Here is a 19,311-nt window from a genome sequence, read left to right on the forward strand (position 1 = left end):
ACGTGGCGTCAGTAAACCTCACCGATATCGAAAAACGCTTCGGGTCCTTCGTTGCCCTGCCCAAGCTCAATCTGTCCATCGCCGACGGCGAGTTTCTGGTGCTGCTGGGACCATCTGGCTGCGGCAAGACGACGACGATGCGCATTGTGGCCGGACTGGAAGAGGCGAGCGCGGGCGAATTGCGGATCGGAGACAAGGTCGTCAACAACATGTTGCCCAAGGACCGCGACGTGGCGATGGTCTTTCAGAACTACGGTCTCTATCCGCATATGACGGTGGCAGGCAACATCGCCTATCCGCTCAAGGTGCGTGGCGTTCCCAAGGCGGAGCGGGAACGTCAGGTTCAGGCTGCAGCCGAGAAGGTTGAGCTTGGGCCGCTTCTCGGGCGCAAGCCCCGCGAACTGTCGGGCGGCCAGCGTCAGCGCGTGGCGCTGGCGCGCGCCATCGTGCGCACGCCCAAAGTGTTCCTGATGGACGAACCGCTCTCCAATCTCGATGCAAAACTGCGGGTCACCATGCGCGCGGAAATCAAGCATCTGCAGCATCAGCTTGGCGTAACAACCATCTACGTCACGCACGACCAGATCGAAGCCATGACATTGGCTGATCGGGTTGCCGTCATGAACAAGGGCGTCATTCAGCAACTTGCTCCACCGGAAGAAATATACGACCGGCCCGCAAACCTGTTCGTCGCCGGTTTTATCGGCTCGCCCCCGATGAATCTCATTTCGGGGGAGACCATCGATGGCGTCTTCTGTTCGGACGCCCTTTCGCTTGGCCGGCAGCAGCTGCCTGGAAAGGGTAAAATGGTTCTCGGTATCCGCCCCGAAGACATGTCGGTCGCCGAGGGTACGACCGGCGATTTCACCGGCAGCATCTATGCCATCGAGCTCACCGGCGAATCCAACTACATCACCGTCCAGCTGGGCAAGGACCGGATCATCGTAAGAGCGCCGCGGTCATGGCGCGGAAAACCGGGGGATACGGTTGCGATCGACTTGAACGCGTCCCGTCTGCACCTCTTTGACGCTGCCACGGGAGAACGCATTGACTTGCCCTCCATGGAGCACTCGCTTGGGGCAAATATCAGCCGTCCGCAATTGCAGGGGTAACGACCTTTTCAAATTGCGCTGGATGATAGCAGAGCCTATTGAATACGTATGCATTTGCCGGTAACTACTTGTAGCGGTGCTACTGGAAGGGAAGGCGATTGAAGTTTCCGAGCGGCATTGCGTTTTCGCATGCTGAAACGCCAAGGGAAGAAACACATGACAGTCACCTATCTCAAGCGCGGAAAGCCAGAGGCGCAACGGTCTGAAGACGATGCGAAGGTTCGTACGATCGTGGAGTCGACGCTGAAGGACATCGAGACGCATGGTGACGCTGCCGTGCGCGCGCTTTCGGAGAAATTCGACAAATTTTCACCGCCATCCTTCAAGCTCAGCCCGTCCGAGATTGAGGCCGCAATGTCCAGGGTCTCGGCGCGCGATATGGCCGATATCGATTTTGCCCAGGCGCAGATCCGCCGTTTCGCACAGGCCCAACGCGCCTCGATGACCGATATCGAGGTGGAAACGCTGCCTGGTGTGATCCTTGGTCACCGCAACATTCCGGTTCAATCGGTTGGCTGCTATGTGCCCGGCGGCAAGTTTCCGATGGTCGCCTCTGCCCATATGTCGGTGCTGACGGCGTCCGTTGCCGGCGTTCCGCGCATCGTCGCATCCGCTCCGCCGCAAAAGGGCGAGCCGCATCCGGCGATCGTTGCGGCCATGCATAAGGCCGGCGCCCACGAGATTTACGTGCTGGGCGGCATGCAGGCCGTTGGCGCAATGGCTCTGGGCACGGAGACGATCAAGCCCGTCGATATGCTGGTCGGTCCCGGCAACGCCTTCGTGGCCGAGGCCAAACGCCAGCTTTATGGCCGCGTCGGCATCGATCTCTTTGCGGGTCCAACCGAGACGATGGTGATTGCCGATGAGACGGTGGATGCCGAGATGTGCGCCACCGACCTGATCGGCCAGGCGGAACATGGCTATAATTCGCCATCTGTCCTCTTGACCAATTCCGAGAGGCTGGCAAGGCAGACGCTGGCCGAAGTCGAGCGCCTGCTGGCGATCATTCCGACCACGGAAACAGCAAGCGCCTCCTGGCGCGATTATGGCGAGGTCATCGTCTGCGACACCTATGAGGAGATGCTGGCGGTTGCCAACGATATCGCCTCCGAACATGTTCAGGTGATGACCGACCGTGACGATTGGTTCCTGGAGAACATGCACTCCTACGGCGCGCTGTTCCTCGGCCCGCGAACCAATGTTGCCAATGGCGACAAGGTGATCGGCACCAACCATACGCTGCCGACCAGGAAGGCCGGCCGGTATACCGGCGGTCTCTGGGTCGGCAAGTTTCTGAAGACGCACTCCTACCAGAGGGTGTTGACTGACGAGGCCGCGGCCGAAGTCGGTGCCTATTGCTCGCGTCTCTGCCTGCTGGAAGGCTTCGTCGGCCATGCCGAGCAGGCCAATGTCCGGGTTCGCCGTTACGGTGGCCGCAATATTCCTTACGGAGAGGCGGCCGCCTGATGCAGATCCCCCGCACGCCCTCCTTCCGTCTTGCCGGCAAACGCGCTCTCGTCGCGGGTGCATCGTCCGGCATCGGTTTCGGCTGCGCGGTCGCGTTGGCGGAGGCGGGCGCGCATGTGGTGCTTGCCGCCAGATCGGCGGAAAAACTCGATGAGGCGGTGGAGGCTATCCGGTCCGAAGGTTTCTCGGCTGAAGCAATGGTGATGGATATTGCCGATGTCGAGGCGACACAGGCTCTGGTCGATGACCAAGAACCGTTCCAGGTGCTCGTCAACAGCGCGGGTATCGCCCGGCATAGACCCGCGCTCGAGACGACCCCTTTTGACTTCGATGCCGTCTTCTCTTTGAACGTGCGCGGCGCCTATTTCCTGACCCGCGCGGTGGCCAGAGGGCTGATTGACGCCGGCCAGCCGGGTTCGCTGATCAATATTTCCTCTCAGATGGCCCATGTCGGCGGCATCGACCGGGCGGTTTACAGCGCCACGAAACATGCCGTCGAGGGGTTTACGAAGTCGATGGCGATCGAATGGGGCTCGAAAGGCATCCGGGTCAATACGATCTGCCCGACTTTCATCGAGACGCCGCTGACCGAGCAAACCTTTTCTCAACCGGAACGGGTTCAGTGGATAAAGGAGAAAATCAAGCTTGGCCGCATCGGTCGTGTTGAAGACATTATGGCCGCGGTCACCTATCTTGCCGGCGACGCGGCGGCGATGGTGACAGGAACGGCGCTGATGGTCGATGGGGGTTGGACGGCAGACTGATGGCAAACGATAAGATCACTTCGAACGATGTTGCGCGCCTGGCGGGCGTAAGCCAATCGGCAGTCTCACGGTACTTCACGCCGGGCACCTCGGTTTCCAAGAAGACATCCGAGAAGATCAGGGATGCAGCCGAACAGCTCGGTTACCGACCGAACGTTCTCGCCCGCTCGCTGATTACCGGGCGCAGCCGCATCATCGGTCTCGTCGTCGCCTATCTGGAAAACTACTTCTACCCGGAGGTTGTCGAGCGGCTGTCGAAAGCGCTTCAGGATCAGGGCTATCATGTTCTGGTCTTCATCTCCTCGATCGCCTCCGAAAACGTCGACCAGATCACCCAGGAAATTCTGGACTATCAGGTGGATGGCATCGTTCTGGCATCGGCGAACATGTCGTCCGAACTTGCGGCGCGCTGCCATGCCTCGGGCGTGCCGATCGTACTGTTCAACCGGTCGCAGGATGATATGCGGCTCTCGGCCGTCACTTCCGATAATCGTGCCGGCGGGCGCCAACTGGCCGATCTGTTCGTGTCGCTTGGTCACACGCGTTGCGGCTATATCGCTGGCTTTGAAGGCGCCTCGACGCAGCGTGACCGCGAACAGGGTTTTCGGGAAGGGCTGGAAGCGGCGGGGCTCACGCTCTTTGCCCGTGAAGTTGGTAATTTCCGTTATGAAGAGGCGCAGGCGGCGGCGCGGCGGATGTTCGCCGGGCCGGATCGCCCCGATGCCGTCTTCGTCTGCAACGACCACATGGCATTTGCCGTCATGGACGTGCTGCGCTTCGAATTGAAGTTGAGCATTCCCGGCGACGTTTCGGTCGTCGGCTTCGATGATGTGCCGCCGGCGCGCTGGCCGGCATACAATCTTACGACCATCCGCCAGAATGTCGACGACATGGTCGGCGAGACGGTTGCAACGCTGATGCAGAGCATCAAGCAGGGCGATGGCGCCGCGCGCCGTGTCGTCCTTGATGGTGCCCTGGTCCTGCGTGGCTCGACCCTCCAAACAGCTCCTACAGAAGTGAGACGCTAAGCCTCCCCATCCCGGAAGGGATGGAGAAGCACTGACCGCAACCCATTTTGCATACGTATGAAAGGCTGAAAAATGCAGATTTCCCAGGAAGAAATGGAAAGACGGATCGTTCGTTATGGCGAGTTGAAGCCATGCCGCACTGCCTTCATCGACGCCCATACGCCGGGCTCGAATAGCAAGGAGAACTTCACGATCATCGGTGGTGGCGTCTCGGAAAGTGCTGATCAGCACGTTCACATCAAGGACACGCCCGGCTTCAATATCGGGGCAGCAGGGCAGCCGCCCAAATGCCGCAACTCGCTGCATTCGCACCGCACGGCAGAGGTCTTCTTCGTCCTCAAGGGGCGTTGGCGCTTCTTTTGGGGCCGCTGGGGCAATGCCGGTGAAGTGGTGCTTGAGGAAGGAGATATCTTCAATATCCCGACCGGCATCTTCCGCGGTTTCGAAAATATCGGAACCGACTATGGGATGATCATGGCGATCCTCGGCGGCGACGATGCCGGCGGTGGCGTGATCTGGGCGCCGCAGGTTATCGAGGACGCCAGGGACCACGGGCTGGTTCTTGGCGAAAACGGTAAACTCTATGACAGCAAGAAGGGCCACACGCTGCCCGATGGTATCAAGCCGATGCCGCTGCTGACGGACGAGGAACTGAAGGGCTTCCCCGAAACGCCAGTCACCGATGTGGTGCGTGACTATGTCGCCCGCTACTGGGACCTGATGGCGCTGGCCCAAAAGGCTCCGGCCAAGGTGATCGGTGAAAATGCACTGCTGCGGGACAAGCCGGGCTTTGAGGTCGAGCTTCTGACGCGCGGGTCCATTCCGGAAGCGGCCTATGCCAACGAGCGTCATGAGGTGCTGATGGTCATGCGCGGCCACTGGAAGCTTGTCTGGGACGGTGGCACCGCCGTGCTGGCGCCGGGCGATACCTGCGCCGTTCCTCCGGGCCTGAAACACAGCCTCGTGCCTTCGATGACCGGCGAGGCCAGTCTTTATCGCGTCGTTGCCACTGGCGAAAAAGCAGGCCTTACCTGGCGCGGCTGAAATCGGATGCAACGCGGCGGCATACCTGCCGCCGCGGTTCCAGACAAAAGCAGGTATCGGACGAGACGTCTGATTTAACCTGACGCATCGGAGGACGACACTTGGACGACACTCTCCTGGCCCTGCTGCGCAAGGTCGATACACCAACCGTCTGCAATGCGATCGAGGTGGCGCAGGGCAAACGCGGGTTCAATGCATTTACCCGAGGTACGGTGATCTCTTCGGCCCCCGCGGCTGCGCCCGCTGTCGGTTATGCCCGCACGGCGAAGATCGCTGCGGCTGTTCCTTCGAGCGAAGATCCCGCCACTATCAAGGCCCGGCGTCGGGACTATTACCGGCACATGGCAGGTGGCGATGCACCGTCCATAGCCGTCGTCGAGGACCTGGACTTCCCCCATTGCGTCGGCGCCTTCTGGGGCGAGATCAATGCAACGGTGCACCGGGGACTCGGTCTATCCGGGGTGCTGACCAATGGCGTCATGCGTGACCTCGGCGATGTTCCTGACGATTTTCCGATGATTGCCGGTTCGGTCGGCCCAAGTCATGCTTTCGTCCGTGTCGAGGCAATCGGCACGCCCGTCACGGTCTTCGGAATGACAGTTGCGCCGGGCGATCTCGTCCATGCGGATCGTCATGGAGCCGTCGTCATCCCGCCCGACATCATCCCCGTCCTCGCTGCTGCGATTGATAAGCTGCAGGCGACCGAGCGGCTTATTCTGGAACCCGCTCGGCGGAAAGATTTCGATCTTGCGAAATTCGAAGAGGCCTGGGCCTCATTCGAGGCCGCGCGCACTTGACCGGACAAAACGGCGGGGGAATTGCGTTGGAGAAAGGTCCGAAACACGCAGCAGATGGGCGGCCTCCGCTCCTGCTTCTTCCCGGAACTGCCTGCGACCGGCGCATCTTCCAACCTTTGATCGATCGGCTAGGGGACTACCCCGTTATTGTCGGCGACATGACGGGTGGCCGGACGATGCCGGATCTTGCCCGAAGCGTGCTTGCGGCGGCGCCACCCGTGTTCCTGCTCGCTGGATTTTCGCTCGGAGGCATCTGCGCGCTCGAGATGGTGGCGCAGATGCCTCATCGCGTGGCAAAACTGGCCCTGATCGATTCCACGGCGCGACCAGACTTACCCGCAAACGCGGAAATTCGGCGCCGGGCAGTCGAGCGGGCAAGAACAATGGGCATGGACACGTTCATCATCGATGGGTGGGAACGGCTCGTCGCTCCGGTTAACATCGGCGATGTCGGCCTGCGCGAAGAAATTGTGGCGATGGCGCGCGACTGTGGGCCGGACAATCTTGAAACGCAGGCGGAAGCCGCCATTCACCGCGCAGACAGCAGGCCGCGGCTGGCTGCAATCGGCATACCAACGCTGGTGCTGGCCGGCGAGCATGAGCAGATATGCCCGATCGAGGCGCAGTATGAAATAGCGAACGGTATTGCGGGCGCAAATCTGCAATTGATCGCCAATGCCGGTCATTTCGCTCCGCTTGAAAATGCCGAGGCGGTGGCGTTGCATATCGATCGCTGGCTGAAAGGCGCATAGGGGCCATATTTCGCCAGATGAGGCCCGGCACCGCGTTGATTGCTGGCGCAGGAGTGCCGATTGCTGTGAGATGCACACCACCCAGAACGAAAGATCCGTTGCACTGTTCGCACTATCTTTGCGCGGCCGTTTGCGGCTCCACTTCTGTCTCCTTGGCCGTCGGCTCGGTTCATGGCGCCGCGGCTGCGCGCCTTCATTGATTTTGCAGTCGAAAAGCTGTTTGTCGAAGCCTGAGCGAAAAACGCCGCAGAGACGAAGCCTGTTGGTCCGTATCAACGCGTCACGTATTTTGCGGTGCCGCAAATTGTCGTCGGTTACGTCTCCCAGGTAACACTTCATTTAGTGCTTTTGTGAAATCTAAAATACGCAGGTTCCAAGGTTTCATCGGCGGAGCCGGTAGAACAAGTGGACCCATTCGGAAAGCCCTGCGGCGACCCGGACTGGACATCCGCTTGTCACCCTATGAGGAGGGGCACAGCTACCCGCAATGTTTCTTTATATGTTTCTTTGGCTTCCCGCACCGGCTGGGCAGCTGGAGAGCGCTTGCCCCGAGGCCATTCATGTCTTTCCTGAAGAATACCAAAATAAAAACGAAGGTCGTTTTCGTCATTTCGCTGATGAGCTTGATGTCGATTTCCGGCATCAGCTACGTCAGCTTGCAATATAAAAAAACCGACGATGTCTATAGCGATTTCATTGCCAATGAGGCGCTTGCCGCGGTGCTGAACGCGCGAACCAGCGGAAATCTCAATGCGCTCGGCATGCAGCTGCTGCGCGCCTCTCTCAATGACCCTGCCAGCAGCGATTTCGAATCCGCAGTCAAGACCTTCAAAGCCGATCGCAAGCAGCTGGAAGAGCGGCAGAACAAGATCATCGAGCTGGTTCCAGCCCGCACGGAAGCCGCTCGCGATATCCTCAAGGGTGTTGTCGAAGTCGAGGAAATGGGTAACCAGGTCATTGCCCTGATGCAGGCAGGACAACGTGCTGAAGCACAGCAGATGGCGCTCAATCTGCTTCGAAAAATGACCGAGGTTTCGCCGAAGATCAGCGCGGGCAACGAGCAGCTGATCCAGGTGATGAATGATGGCAGAGAACACCTCACGGCCAGTACCAACACGACGATCTGGACGGCTCTGGTCAGCATAGCGCTTGTGTCGCTGGCATTGATCGCCCTCGGCCTGTTCATCTCTTCCCGTGGCATAACAACCCCGATTGCACGGCTTCGCGAGCGCATGGGATCGCTGGCGGCAGGTGATACCGCCACGGAAATTGCCGGTATGGACCGCAAGGATGAAGTGGGCCAGATGGCCGCCGCGGTTCAGGCGTTTCGTGAGAACGCCATCGAGCGCGTTCGGCTTGAGAATGAGACGGAGGCGAACCGTTCATCTTCGGAGAAGGACCGGATCGAACGGGAAAGACAAAAGGCGAATGAGGCTGCCGACGTGCAGTTTGCCGTCGACAACCTTGCGACTGCCCTTTCGAAGATTTCTCAGGGCGACGTTACCTACAGGATCGTTCAGCCCTTCGTATCCAGCCTTGATGGCATTCGTGGTGATTTCAACAGGGCGGCGGAGCAGCTGCAATCGACGCTGAGCCAGGTGGCGCAGAATGCGCGCGGCATTGATGCGGGTGCGAATGAGATCCGGTCGGCTGCCGACGATCTGGCGAAGCGCACCGAGCAGCAGGCTGCGGCTGTCGAGGAGACGGCTGCTGCCCTGGAAGAGATCACCACGACGGTGAAGGACTCGACGAAACGGGCGCAGGAAGCGGGTCATCTCGTCGGTCGCGCGAAAATTGGTGCGGAACAGTCGGGAGAAGTGGTCCAGAAAGCTGTCGCCGCGATGGAGCAGATTGCGGGATCAGCGAACGAGATTTCCAACATCATCGGCGTGATCGATGAGATCGCCTTCCAGACGAACCTTTTGGCATTGAATGCGGGCGTGGAAGCAGCCCGTGCCGGCGAGGCGGGCAAGGGGTTTGCCGTCGTCGCTCAGGAAGTTCGTGAGCTGGCACAGCGTTCCGCCGGTGCCGCCAAGGAGATCAAGAACCTCATCACGACATCGAACAGCCAGGTTCAGCAGGGGGTGCAACTGGTGGGCCAGACCGGCAAGGCGCTCGAGTTGATCGTCACGGAAGTGCAGGAAATCAACCGGCACGTGGCGGCGATCGCAGAATCGGCACAGGAGCAATCCTCCGGTCTTCAGCAGATCAATACCGCCGTGAACCAGATGGATCAGGATACGCAGAAAAACGCTGCCATGGTGGAGGAAAGCACGGCGGCAAGCCATGGGTTGGCCCGCGAGGCAGCGTCGCTTAACCAGCTTCTCGCCCAGTTCAAATTGTCGGAAGGCGGTTACAGCGCGGCGTCTGCGCCGGTTCGTGCAGCCTCGCCCGTCGACAGGCCTGCGGCTTCACCCGCTCGCGCGCTTGGCGGAAAGATCAGGGCTGCATTCTCGGGCAATGCCGCACTGAGCACATCCGCTGATAACTGGGAGGAATTTTGATAGTCTCCGCTCTTTCACGCCCCGCGTGAGGATGAGAGGACTTTCATAAGAACCGCACCGGAGGTCGGAGATTTTCGCCTCCGATCTCCGGTGCCGGTGAGCCGTTCTTCAGATTCTAGTCGCCAGGCTTGTTTGGTCCGGCATAGGCCACCCAGCCTCTGAAACTGAATGCCGTATAGAAATTGGTGATCCCGTCGAAACCGCTATCGCGGAGAAGTGCCTCTTCCTTCTCAGGGTGTAGAATGGACAGCCTCTCGCGCATCGCGGCCCGTCCGTCCTGAAGTTTCGCAGGATCGGTTCCGTCCATCGCGCCATAGCTTATGTGCCGATCTATCCAGATCGAACGTTCCGGCTCGTTCTGGGGGAAACTGACATGGACAAGCACGAAGGGTGCACCGGGCCTGAGGCGTTGCCGCACGCCATTCAGCGTTTTGATGCGTTCCTCCAAACGGAGATGATGAAACACGAGAAGGCACGCCGCGCCATCGAAGGGTTCGTCCGGTGCCGCTGATATATCCCCCTCGTGCAGGTTAATTCGCGCGGCGTAATCTGTGGTCGTTTCGCGAGCGAGGGCCAGCATGTCGGGCGAGGGGTCGACCCCGTCGAAAATCCACCCGTTATTGGCTTTGGCAAGAGCCTTGAGTTCGAGCCCGCCGCCAGCGCCAACGACCAGAATCCGGCCTTTGTCGGGAGCTTTCTCGCCAAGCAGCATCGATGTCATTCGATGCAAGCTTTCAAGGCCGGGGACCTGGCGCGTTGCTCCTTCGATATAGCCAACCTGTCGTCCCTTGAAATCAGTCATGGGATTTTCTTCTTTCTAGATGGAGGCGACTTGTTTGAGAAACGACAGGATGAGGCCTGTCACCTCACTCGGCCGTTCCTGCTGGAGCCAGTGTCCCGCGCCGGGAATGATGTGGGATCCGAGCAGATGCGGCACCAGGTCGGGCATGGAGGCGATGATCTGATCCATGCCGGGAATGGCCAGGCCGGTGTCACGTTCGCCAATGATAAACAGTGCCGGGACATTGACGCGTTTACCGCTCACTGCCTTCTGCAGTTCCCAGTTGCGATCGAGGTTTCGATAATAATTCAGGCCGCCGGTAAACCCCGATGTCTTGAAATCATTGACGAGCCTTTCGAAGTCGCGGGGAGGCAGCCAGTCGGGCATGCGCGCGGGGAGGGGCAATTCTGCGAGAAGGCCCTTGTTGCGGCTGACCATGCCAAAAGGGTTTGGCGTGCCGTCGCCCGGTCGCCGTGCGCCCGCTTCCCCACTTGCAGCATAGATAATCTTGCTGAGCGTCTGGCTGACATCCCGGTTGAATTCCTCTTCCGCGACGCCTGCCTGCTGGAAATAGAGCGTGTAGAACAGCGATTGCCCGTCCTGCGGAAATATCCTTGAGGGCGGGAAGGGAGGCTGGTCCATCATTGGCACACTCAATGCGACGACGGCCCTGAACCTGTCGGGACGAAGGAGCGCGGCCTGCCAGGCGATGGTCGCGCCCCAGTCGTGGCCGACGATGACCGCTTCGCTTTCTCCAAGGGCATCCATGAGGGCGACAAGATCGCCAATTCCGTGGAAGACCGTATATTGATCCACCTGTTCGGGAATATCTGTCCTGCCAAAGCCGCGCATGTCGGGCGCAACGGCGCGAAAACCCGCTGCGGCCAGCGACAGGATCTGGTGCCGCCAGGCATGTTTGGTTTCCGGAAATCCATGGCAGAGCAGAACCAGTGGGCCTGTTCCCTGATCAAGGATGCTCATGTCGATCGTGCGCGTCTTGATGATTGTTTCAATCATTTTCTCACCCCGGATTTTCTCAATCAGTTGCCACCGCAAGTCAGGGATCGGAACATCCCGGGCCGAAGTGACCAAGAGAAGCCTGCGACGCAGCGCATTGCGCTTCCCTGTTTGTGTAACTATAGATGTTGCGGAAAAGCGCTTGCGTCAAGATAGTGTAACAATTTTTGTTGCGGAAAGGGTCGTGATGAAAACCGACGGCAGGCTTGCCCGAATGCTGCATGTGCTTGTGCATATGGGGCTGCTTGGCGGCAGGGAAACATCAGAACGGATCGCACAGATGCTCAACACCAATCCGGTGGTCGTTCGCCGTACGCTTGGCGGGTTGCGCGACCACGGCATCGTCGCATCGGAAGGCGGCCGGGGTGGCGGCTGGAAACTGGTCAAGCCGCTGGAAGAGGTGACCGTTCTGGACGTTCAGCGCGCCTTGAATGCCGGTCTTATCCTGCCTGCCCCCATATCGCATGACCATCCATCCTGCCCCGTGGAGAAAGCCTCCAACGCGATTATCGCAGCGGCCCATGCCGCGGCCGAAAATGAGCTCGTGGCGCGTTATGCCGAGACAACGCTGGCGCAGATAGCCGGGATGGCATTGCAGGAAAGCCGAAAATCGTCTCCGGCCGGGTGACTTCCATTTAAGCCAGGCATGTCGCCGTTGTAACGGCAGGTCACCACCGGCCGAAACTCCGGCCGGCGGCGGCGGGCCGGGTTTAGAATTCGATGACCTGCCGCACGACGCTGCCATCGTGCAGCCGGTCGAAACCTTCATTGATGTCCTCGAGCCTGAGCCTTCCGCTGAGCAGGCGATTGACCGGCAGTCTTCCGTCCCGGTAAAGGTCGATGAAACGCGGAATATCCCGGACGGGTACGCAAGTTCCGATGTAACTGCCCTTGAGCGTTCTTTCTTCGCCAACGAGCTGCACGACATTGACCGGCAGGGCAGCGCCGGGCGGTGGCAGGCCCGCGGTCACGGTTGTGCCGCCGCGCTTGGTCATTCTGAAAGCGTTTTCCAGCGCCCGAACCGACCCGGCCATCTCGAAGGCATAATCCGCACCGCCCGAGGTCGCGTCGCGAACCTGTTCGACGACGTCTTCATCGCGCCCGTTCACGACGGCGGTTGCGCCAAGCTCGCTGGCAAGGGCCAGTTTTTCCGCAGAAAGGTCGACCGCGACGATCTTGCTGGCGCCCGCAGCCCGCGCACCAAGGACGGCGGCAAGGCCAACACCACCAAGCCCGATGACGACGGCAGTCGAGCCGGCCTTGACCTCAGCCGTATTCACAACGGCGCCCACGCCGGTCAGGACCGCGCAGCCGAAAAGCGCAGCCTCCACGAAAGGGAGATCCCGGTCGATCTTGACCAGCGAATTGCGGGACACGACGGCATATTCGGCAAATGCCGATACGCCGAGATGATGATGGACGGCCTTGCCGCGATAGTTCAGCCTGGTTGCGCCGCCTAGCAGCGTTCCCGCTGCGTTTGCCGCCGCACCCGGCTCGCATAATGCGGGCCTGCCTTCCGCGCAGGGCAGGCAATGCCCGCAGCTTGGCATGAAGACCATCACGACATGGTCGCCGGGCTGAAGATCGCGAACACCGTCTCCCAACGCCTCGACAATGCCTGCTGCCTCATGGCCCAGCGCCATCGGCATCGGACGAGGCCTGTCGCCGTTGATGACCGAGAGGTCGGAATGACACAGGCCGGCTGCACGAATGCGGATAAGGACTTCGCCGGCCCCGGGTGGTGCAAGCTCTATGTCCTCGATAACGAGCGGCTTGTTGACAGCATAAGGATGAGAGGCACCCGTTCCCTGCAATATTGCGGCTTTGACCTGCATTATTCCCTCCTTCGTGGACTTGCTTCAACTGCGCGGCAATGGGCCGATCCGGCATGGCAATGCTATATTTGCAGCACGGCGCCGCTCGATGATGGTTTTACGGGAGTGGCTCGGATTTTCCTCTTTCACTGAGGTGTTCCGCCAGGAAGTCGATAAACGCGCGAATGCGTGCCGCAAGATGCTCATGTCCAGCGAAGACGGCATGAATCTGTTCGAGGTCCTCGGGATTATATGCTTCGAGCAACGGAATGAGCCTGCCTGCGTCGATATCCGGCTGTACATGGAATTGCCCCACCCTGCCCAGTCCAATGCCGGCGAGGCAAAGCTGACGCATGATCATGCCGCTGTTGACCGCGGTGTTTCCCGTTACGGGAAGGCGATAAATGTCCGATGCTCCCGGGTTCCGGAACGGCCATTCGTTGAGGGTACGGCGGAAGTTGAAGCTGAAACAATTGTGGTTGGCCAGGTCCTGCGGCGTTTTCGGGGCTCCCTTTGCTTCCAGGTAAGCGGGGGACGCAACAATAACTCGCCGGCTTTCGAGAAGCTTGCGCGCCTTCAAGGACGAATCGTCCATGGTTCCAGATCGAATGGCTATGTCGGTTCGCTCCTCGATCAGACCGATGATGCCGTCGGTTAGCGAGATGTCGAGCTGAACTTCAGGATAGAGCTCGAGGAAAGCCGGGATCAGTGGAAGCAGATGCCGTTCCCCAAAGCCCACGGACGCGTTGATGCGAAGCAGTCCGCGGGGGACCATTTTGCCTCCGCCAGCCACGATCTGCTCGGTCTCGGTTATATCGGCCAGAATACGCCGGGCACGGGAGAGATACACCTCGCCCTCAGGTGTCAAGATCATCGACCGGGTCGAGCGCACCAGAAGGCGTGTCCCGAGACGATCCTCGATGCGCGTCACCAGCTTGCTGACGGCCGATGGAGACATTTTCAGCCGCCGTCCAGCGGCGGAAAAACTCTGCAACTCCGCCGCCAAGACGAAGACTTCCATTTCGCCCGTGCGGTTGTCCATCACTTCCACCTATGAATAGAATTCACAGGTATTTATCCAATACTCCCGATTATCATTCAAGCCCTCTCCGCTCATATTGCATCACAGCAATCGTTCAACCAGCAACTCTGCTGTCTCAGCACCCCTCACTCGCATCGTGGGGCGGAAAGGAACTCGTCATGCCCTTGGCCATATTTGCCTTGACGATCGCGGCTTACGCGATCGGAACCACGGAGTTCGTCATCGTCGGCCTTTTGCCGACGGTCGCCAACGATCTTCATATCACCCTGCCGCTTGCCGGCCTCATCGTCAGCGTTTATGCGCTCGGCGTTACTTTTGGCGCACCGATCCTGACCGCGCTTACCGGCAAGATAGAGCGAAAGCCGCTGTTGCTCGGCCTCATGGCCCTGTTTATCGTCGGGAACACCGCCGCAGCGCTGTCGCCGAGCTACGAGATTCTGCTCGTCGCCCGCGTGATTGCCGCCTTCGCTCACGGTGTGTTCTTCTCCGTCGGTGCGACGATCGCTGCCGACGTCGTGCCGGAAAACCGCCGTGGCTCGGCGATTGCCATGATGTTCATGGGGTTGACCGTCGCCATCGTCTCCGGCGTTCCTATCGGCACCTATATCGGTCAGGTCTTTGGCTGGCGTGCAACCTTCTGGGCCGTTGGCGCTCTCGGTGTCGTTGCCTTTGTCGCCATTGCCGCCCTGCTGCCGAACACGCTCAAGAAGGCACCGCCGGCAAGCATTCTCGATCAGGTCCGCGTGCTCGGTTCCGGTCGCCTGCTCATCGTCTTCGCCATGACCGCGCTCGGTTACGGCGGCACCTTCGTCGCCTTCACCTTCCTGGCGCCGATCCTTCAGGACGTCACCGGCTTCTCCGAAAAGAGCGTCAGCCTGATCCTCGTGCTCTACGGCATCGCCATCGCTGCCGGTAACATCGGTGGCGGCAAGATCGCCAACAGCAACCCGGTCAGGGCGTTGATCGGCCTCTTCCTGGCACAGGCCATCGTCCTTCTGGTGTTTTCGTTCACCGCAGTCTCGCCGGTCCTGACCCTGATTACGCTGGTGGCGCTCGGTTTCCTGTCCTTCGCCAATGTTCCCGGCCTGCAGCTCTATGTCGTGCAGCTGGCCAAGGAACATCGTCCCGGCGCCGTTGATGTCGCCTCCGCGCTCAACATCGCCGCCTTCAACCTCGGCATCGCCATTGGCGCATGGCTTGGTGGTCTGGTGGTGGAATCGCCGATGGGCCTTGCTGCAACCCCATGGGTCGGCGCCATCCTCGTTGCCGTCGCCCTCATCCTCACCCTGTGGAGTAGCGCGCTCGACCGTCGTGCCGCACTGTCCCTGAAAACTGCATAACGCCCGAGAGGCCCGGCGCATCAAGCGCCGGGCCTGCCTGATCAAACTCATTCCGGAGAACTCCCATGTCCTCGGCATTGCAATCCACGACGTCCAAGATCAAATCGGATGCGCTCGATCTTATCCGCAAGCCCCAGGGCGGCCTCACCATTGGCATAGAACTGCCGCTCGACAACGACTGGGCACCGGCGCGCGAAGCCGAACGTATCGCGCAAGGCCGTCCTTTCGGTGTGCCGGACCTCACCCATTATCCCGACCTCGTCCGCCAGGTCGACCGCTCCGGTTTCGCCGCCGTCTGGACGCGCGACGTTCCGGTCTACGATCCCAATAATTTCGGCGATGCCGGCTCCGTCTACGACCCCTTCGTCAATCTCGGTTTCCTTGCCGGCATGACAAAGAATGTGGCGCTCGGCACCGCGGCGATCGTGCTGCCGCTGCGTCATCCAATGATGGTGGCGAAGGCCGCGGCTTCCGTTGATCAGCTGTCTGGCGGCCGCCTCATTCTCGGCGTCGCTTCTGGCGACCGTCCTGTCGAATATCCGCTGCTTGGCCTTGATTTTGAACAGCGCGGTGAAGCCTTCCGGGATGCTGTCGGTTATCTGCGCGATGCCTGGAAGACCGAAGGCCTGCCGCTTGGCGACGGGCGCATCGAAGCGAGCCTCGACCTGCTGCCAAAGCCAATGCGGGCGCAGGTGCCTATGGTTATTGCCGGGCAAGGCCGGCAGTCGCCAGACTGGATCGCCGCCAACATGGAAGGCCGCTTCGTTTATCCAAACGGGCTTGAGCGGCTCACCTCCCAGGCAAGAGGCTGGGCCGCCGCGCGCACCGCTCTCGGGTTGGATCGCGGCGTCTTCATAAGCGCCTTCCATCTCGATCTGGCCGACGATCCGGATGAACAGCCGACGCCGCGCCGCTTTGGTGCTCGCGTCGGACGCAATGCCTTCATCGACCATCTGCATGCCCTGGAGGATGCTGGGGTCGATCATCTCGCGCTTCTGTTGCGGCCTTCGCGACGGCCCCTCAGCGAAGTGATCGATGAATTGTCGCGCGATGTTCTGCCCGTAATCGGCAATATCTCTCCCGCAGCCAGAAATGCCGCGGAATAACCAAGGAGAAAGACCAATGCATACTGTAACCGCCAACGGCTCCACCATTCCCGCTCTCGGCTTCGGCACCTTCCGTATCCCCGGCCCGGATGTTTTGCGGATCGTCCCGCATGCCCTGAAGCTCGGCTTTCGCCATGTGGATACCGCGCAGATCTATGGCAACGAGGCGGAAGTCGGCGAGGCGATCGCCGGTTCCGGCGTGGTCCGCGGTGACATATTCCTGACCACAAAAGTCTGGGTCGATAACTACAGGCATGATGCCTTCGTCGCTTCCGTCGAGGAGAGCCTGAAGAAGCTGAAGACCGACTATGTCGATCTGCTGCTGCTGCACTGGCCGAATGAAGCGGTTTCGCTCGCCGAGCAGATCGATGCGCTGAACGAGGTCAAGCAGGCCGGCAAGGTTCGCCATATCGGTGTTTCGAATTTCAATACGGCGCTGATGGCCGAGGCGGTCAGTCTTTCCAAGGCGCCGATCGTTACCAACCAGATCGAGTACCATCCCTATATCGATCAGACGGTGGTGATCGAGGCTGCCAGGAAGGCGGGCATGGCCGTGACCGGCTATTATGGCATGGCCGATGGCAAGGTATTCACTGATCCGGTCCTGAAGGAGATTGCTGCAAGCCACAGCAAGTCGGTGGCGCAGGTGGTTCTGCGCTGGCTGGTGCAGCAGGATGGTATCATCGCCCTGTCGAAGACCGTCGGCGAGGCACGTGCGGCCGAGAACCTGGCCATCTTCGACTTTGCCCTTTCAACTGATGAAATGGCTGCCATCCATGGCCTTTCCAGCCCTGCTGGCCGGATCGTCTCGCCCGACGGCCTCGCTCCCCTCTGGGACAAGGCTGCCTGATACGCAAAGGGAGGGGTGCAAACCCCTCCTGAGGCCGCAAGGCAAAACCAGGAATGGGTTTCTTACGCTCGCCGGCTGTTCATGTGCTCCACTACGCCGGCGGGCGCATCTTGCGAAAACATATCTGCAAAGCCCGAGGCGGCATCCTCGGCAATGCTGGCCGCACGGTTCTGCATCATCGTTTCAAATTGCTCGACAGCCAGAGGCCAATCGGACGCCGAAACCAGAGCCTCGGCCAGATCGGCCGCATCGAGCATGGCGAGATTTACGCCGACACCGACGGGCGGCATAAGGTGAGCGGCATCACCCACGAGCGTGATGCCCCGACGGTGAACCCAGCGCAGCCCGGCAGGAAGTGCAATGATCGGGCGGATTGCCGCTATGGCGTCGGCATCGGAAATCAGTTTCAGGAGCTTTTCAGACCAGCCTTCGAACCGCTTCAGGAGCTCGTTCCTGTTGATGCCTGCCAGCGCCACATCAGGTCGCTGGCCTTTTGCCGGTACGACCGGGATAGCGGCATAGACCCGAACATGCCCGTTGCCATTTCGCTGGGCAATCAGGCCCATTCCTGCGTGCAGGGCAAATATTGTCCCGCGGCCGATCATCCCTGCGATGGCTGGATGACGCTCATCAATCGCATCGATCCGCAGTTCAACGAAAGTGGTGCCGGTGTAAACAGGCTGCACGTCCATAAGGGCCGGTCGTACACGAGACCATGCACCATCTGCGCCGATGACAAGGTCGAAGCACTCTGTTTTGCCGTTTTCAAAATTCAGAGAATGTCTGCCATTTGCGTCGGTCGTTATCGTCTTCAGGCGGTGATCCCATTGTACCGTTTCAGGGACAATCGAGGACAGAAGAAGTTCGCGCAGGGCGTGACGATCAATCTCGGGTCTTTGTCCTTCGCCCGGTGCCGGCAGATCTTCTGCAAGGACCATTGCCGACCGATAATCGAGCACACGGGTATCCTGATCCTCGTGTCGGGCGATGCGGTTAAAGCAGGGTAGGAGGCCCGCTTTTTCAAGTGCGAGCTGACCTGTATCGGCGTGCAAATCCAACGTGCCGCCCTGATCGCGGGCCAGCGCAGAGCTCTCCGCTTCAAAGATGACGGTTTTCCAGTTGTGCCGTTGAAGGATCGATGCCGCCGTAAGTCCCGCAGGACCTGCTCCGATAATGGCGATGGTGGGGCGTTGTAACATGAAATGATCTCGCATAATGAAGATAGGTTCCTATGTTATTTATATAGGAGCCTATTTAAATGCAAGCCAGGGGGGTGACTGGACCATGAATAAAGAAGTCGAATGGCGGCCACAGGAAATGCCGGCGCTGATAATCAGCAGAATCGCGCGGATGCTGGCGCGGCTCGACGATGAGGGGCTGCGGGAAATCGGTATCAGTGTCGCCCAGCTCCCGGTCCTGGTCGCGCTGAAAAACGGGGAAATGCTAACGCAGAAGGAACTGGCCGTCATTGCAGGGGTGGAGCAACCCAGTATGGCGCAGCTGCTGGCCAGAATGGAACGGGATGGCCTGATCCGGCGCAGCCCGGATCCAAACGACAAACGCAGCAGCCTGATATGCCTGGAGCCAGAGGCGTATCGCAGGCTGGAGCCGGGACGCGATGTACTGCGCGGTACCAATGGGCATGCACTCGCCGGGCTTACGCCTGACGAGGTGCGAGTGCTGACGGAGCTGCTCCATCGCATTCACGCGAATCTGGCGGGCGATTAAAGTAGCTGTTTAAGCCAAATGGTGTCGTGTTCACCTTGGCTCTTTGAAATCGGAAGGCTCTCTGCACAACGCTCACTTTCAGGAGACTCGTTGATTAATCGAGAACAAAGTCTATTCGACCTAGTTGCAAACATTCCAGCCGTCACCGCAGCACTAATCGCAAAC

General features: G+C 59.9%; 18 protein-coding genes. 13 read left to right on the forward strand and 5 right to left on the reverse strand.

Going from position 1 to position 19,311, the window contains the following annotated elements; genetic code table 11:
* Positions 1–2: 2 nt before the first annotated feature.
* The 8 genes from JZY08_RS23615 (at position 3) to JZY08_RS23650 (ending at position 9,468) form a co-directional block, all read left to right on the forward strand.
* Entirely contained in the window at positions 3–1,112 is a 1,110-nt protein-coding gene (locus JZY08_RS23615; protein WP_216331825.1) for an ABC transporter ATP-binding protein, read from the forward strand.
* A 156-nt stretch (positions 1,113–1,268) separates the two neighbouring features.
* On the forward strand, positions 1,269–2,579 hold the full coding sequence (gene hisD, locus JZY08_RS23620) for a histidinol dehydrogenase (RefSeq protein WP_216331827.1): 1,311 nt from the start codon (positions 1,269–1,271) through the stop codon (positions 2,577–2,579).
* Positions 2,579–3,343, forward strand: a complete 765-nt coding sequence (locus tag JZY08_RS23625; RefSeq protein ID WP_216331829.1) for an SDR family NAD(P)-dependent oxidoreductase — start codon at positions 2,579–2,581, stop codon at positions 3,341–3,343. The genes hisD and JZY08_RS23625 overlap by 1 nt, the downstream gene beginning before the upstream one ends.
* Complete coding sequence (locus JZY08_RS23630) at positions 3,343–4,371, forward strand: LacI family DNA-binding transcriptional regulator (protein ID WP_080839453.1); 1,029 nt, start codon at positions 3,343–3,345, stop codon at positions 4,369–4,371. The genes JZY08_RS23625 and JZY08_RS23630 overlap by 1 nt, the downstream gene beginning before the upstream one ends.
* Before the next feature lie 72 nt (positions 4,372–4,443).
* Entirely contained in the window at positions 4,444–5,415 is a 972-nt protein-coding gene (locus JZY08_RS23635) for a cupin domain-containing protein (RefSeq protein WP_216331831.1), read from the forward strand.
* Positions 5,416–5,516: 101 nt separating this feature from the next.
* Entirely contained in the window at positions 5,517–6,212 is a 696-nt protein-coding gene (locus JZY08_RS23640; protein WP_080839458.1) for an RraA family protein, read from the forward strand.
* 26 nt (positions 6,213–6,238) lie between these two features.
* A complete protein-coding gene (locus JZY08_RS23645) occupies positions 6,239–6,964 on the forward strand; it encodes an alpha/beta fold hydrolase (protein WP_216331833.1) in 726 nt (241 codons plus the stop codon).
* A gap of 560 nt (positions 6,965–7,524) precedes the next feature.
* A complete protein-coding gene (locus JZY08_RS23650; RefSeq protein ID WP_216331835.1) occupies positions 7,525–9,468 on the forward strand; it encodes a methyl-accepting chemotaxis protein in 1,944 nt (647 codons plus the stop codon).
* 115 nt (positions 9,469–9,583) lie between these two features.
* Here JZY08_RS23650 and JZY08_RS23655 read toward each other — a convergent pair whose 3' ends face one another.
* Positions 9,584–10,189 carry a class I SAM-dependent methyltransferase gene (locus JZY08_RS23655; protein ID WP_216333504.1) on the reverse strand — a complete coding sequence of 202 codons (606 nt, stop codon included), beginning with the start codon at positions 10,187–10,189 and terminating at the stop codon, positions 9,584–9,586.
* A 96-nt stretch (positions 10,190–10,285) separates the two neighbouring features.
* The gene (locus JZY08_RS23660; protein ID WP_216331837.1) at positions 10,286–11,266 is read right to left on the reverse strand and encodes an alpha/beta hydrolase; all 981 of its coding nucleotides are present in this window, start codon (positions 11,264–11,266) and stop codon (positions 10,286–10,288) included.
* A 187-nt stretch (positions 11,267–11,453) separates the two neighbouring features.
* Here JZY08_RS23660 and JZY08_RS23665 point away from each other — a divergent pair, with 187 nt between their 5' ends.
* On the forward strand, positions 11,454–11,894 hold the full coding sequence (locus JZY08_RS23665; protein ID WP_216333505.1) for an Rrf2 family transcriptional regulator: 441 nt from the start codon (positions 11,454–11,456) through the stop codon (positions 11,892–11,894).
* A gap of 82 nt (positions 11,895–11,976) precedes the next feature.
* On the opposite strand, the gene JZY08_RS23670 is transcribed toward JZY08_RS23665, so the two are convergent.
* The gene (locus JZY08_RS23670; RefSeq protein ID WP_216331839.1) at positions 11,977–13,101 is read right to left on the reverse strand and encodes a zinc-dependent alcohol dehydrogenase family protein; all 1,125 of its coding nucleotides are present in this window, start codon (positions 13,099–13,101) and stop codon (positions 11,977–11,979) included.
* A gap of 97 nt (positions 13,102–13,198) precedes the next feature.
* Positions 13,199–14,122, reverse strand: a complete 924-nt coding sequence (locus tag JZY08_RS23675; RefSeq protein ID WP_216331842.1) for a LysR substrate-binding domain-containing protein — start codon at positions 14,120–14,122, stop codon at positions 13,199–13,201.
* Between the two features lie 158 nt (positions 14,123–14,280).
* Here JZY08_RS23675 and JZY08_RS23680 point away from each other — a divergent pair, with 158 nt between their 5' ends.
* The 3 genes from JZY08_RS23680 to JZY08_RS23690 all read left to right on the forward strand — a co-directional run bounded on the left by JZY08_RS23680 (position 14,281) and on the right by JZY08_RS23690 (position 17,418).
* The gene (locus JZY08_RS23680) at positions 14,281–15,462 is read left to right on the forward strand and encodes an MFS transporter (protein ID WP_216331844.1); all 1,182 of its coding nucleotides are present in this window, start codon (positions 14,281–14,283) and stop codon (positions 15,460–15,462) included.
* 65 nt (positions 15,463–15,527) lie between these two features.
* Positions 15,528–16,568: an LLM class oxidoreductase gene (locus tag JZY08_RS23685; protein WP_216331846.1), complete on the forward strand. Its 1,041-nt coding sequence runs from the start codon at positions 15,528–15,530 to the stop codon at positions 16,566–16,568.
* A 16-nt stretch (positions 16,569–16,584) separates the two neighbouring features.
* On the forward strand, positions 16,585–17,418 hold the full coding sequence (locus tag JZY08_RS23690; protein ID WP_216331848.1) for an aldo/keto reductase: 834 nt from the start codon (positions 16,585–16,587) through the stop codon (positions 17,416–17,418).
* Positions 17,419–17,480: 62 nt separating this feature from the next.
* On the opposite strand, the gene JZY08_RS23695 is transcribed toward JZY08_RS23690, so the two are convergent.
* On the reverse strand, positions 17,481–18,617 hold the full coding sequence (locus JZY08_RS23695; RefSeq protein ID WP_216331850.1) for an NAD(P)/FAD-dependent oxidoreductase: 1,137 nt from the start codon (positions 18,615–18,617) through the stop codon (positions 17,481–17,483).
* 85 nt (positions 18,618–18,702) lie between these two features.
* On the opposite strand from JZY08_RS23695, the gene JZY08_RS23700 reads away from it, so the two are divergent.
* A complete protein-coding gene (locus JZY08_RS23700; protein WP_216331852.1) occupies positions 18,703–19,146 on the forward strand; it encodes a MarR family transcriptional regulator in 444 nt (147 codons plus the stop codon).
* Positions 19,147–19,311 lie beyond the last annotated feature (165 nt).

The sequence above is a fragment of the Rhizobium sp. X9 genome, assembly GCF_018873185.1.
Lineage (GTDB): Bacteria > Pseudomonadota > Alphaproteobacteria > Rhizobiales > Rhizobiaceae > Agrobacterium > Agrobacterium oryzihabitans.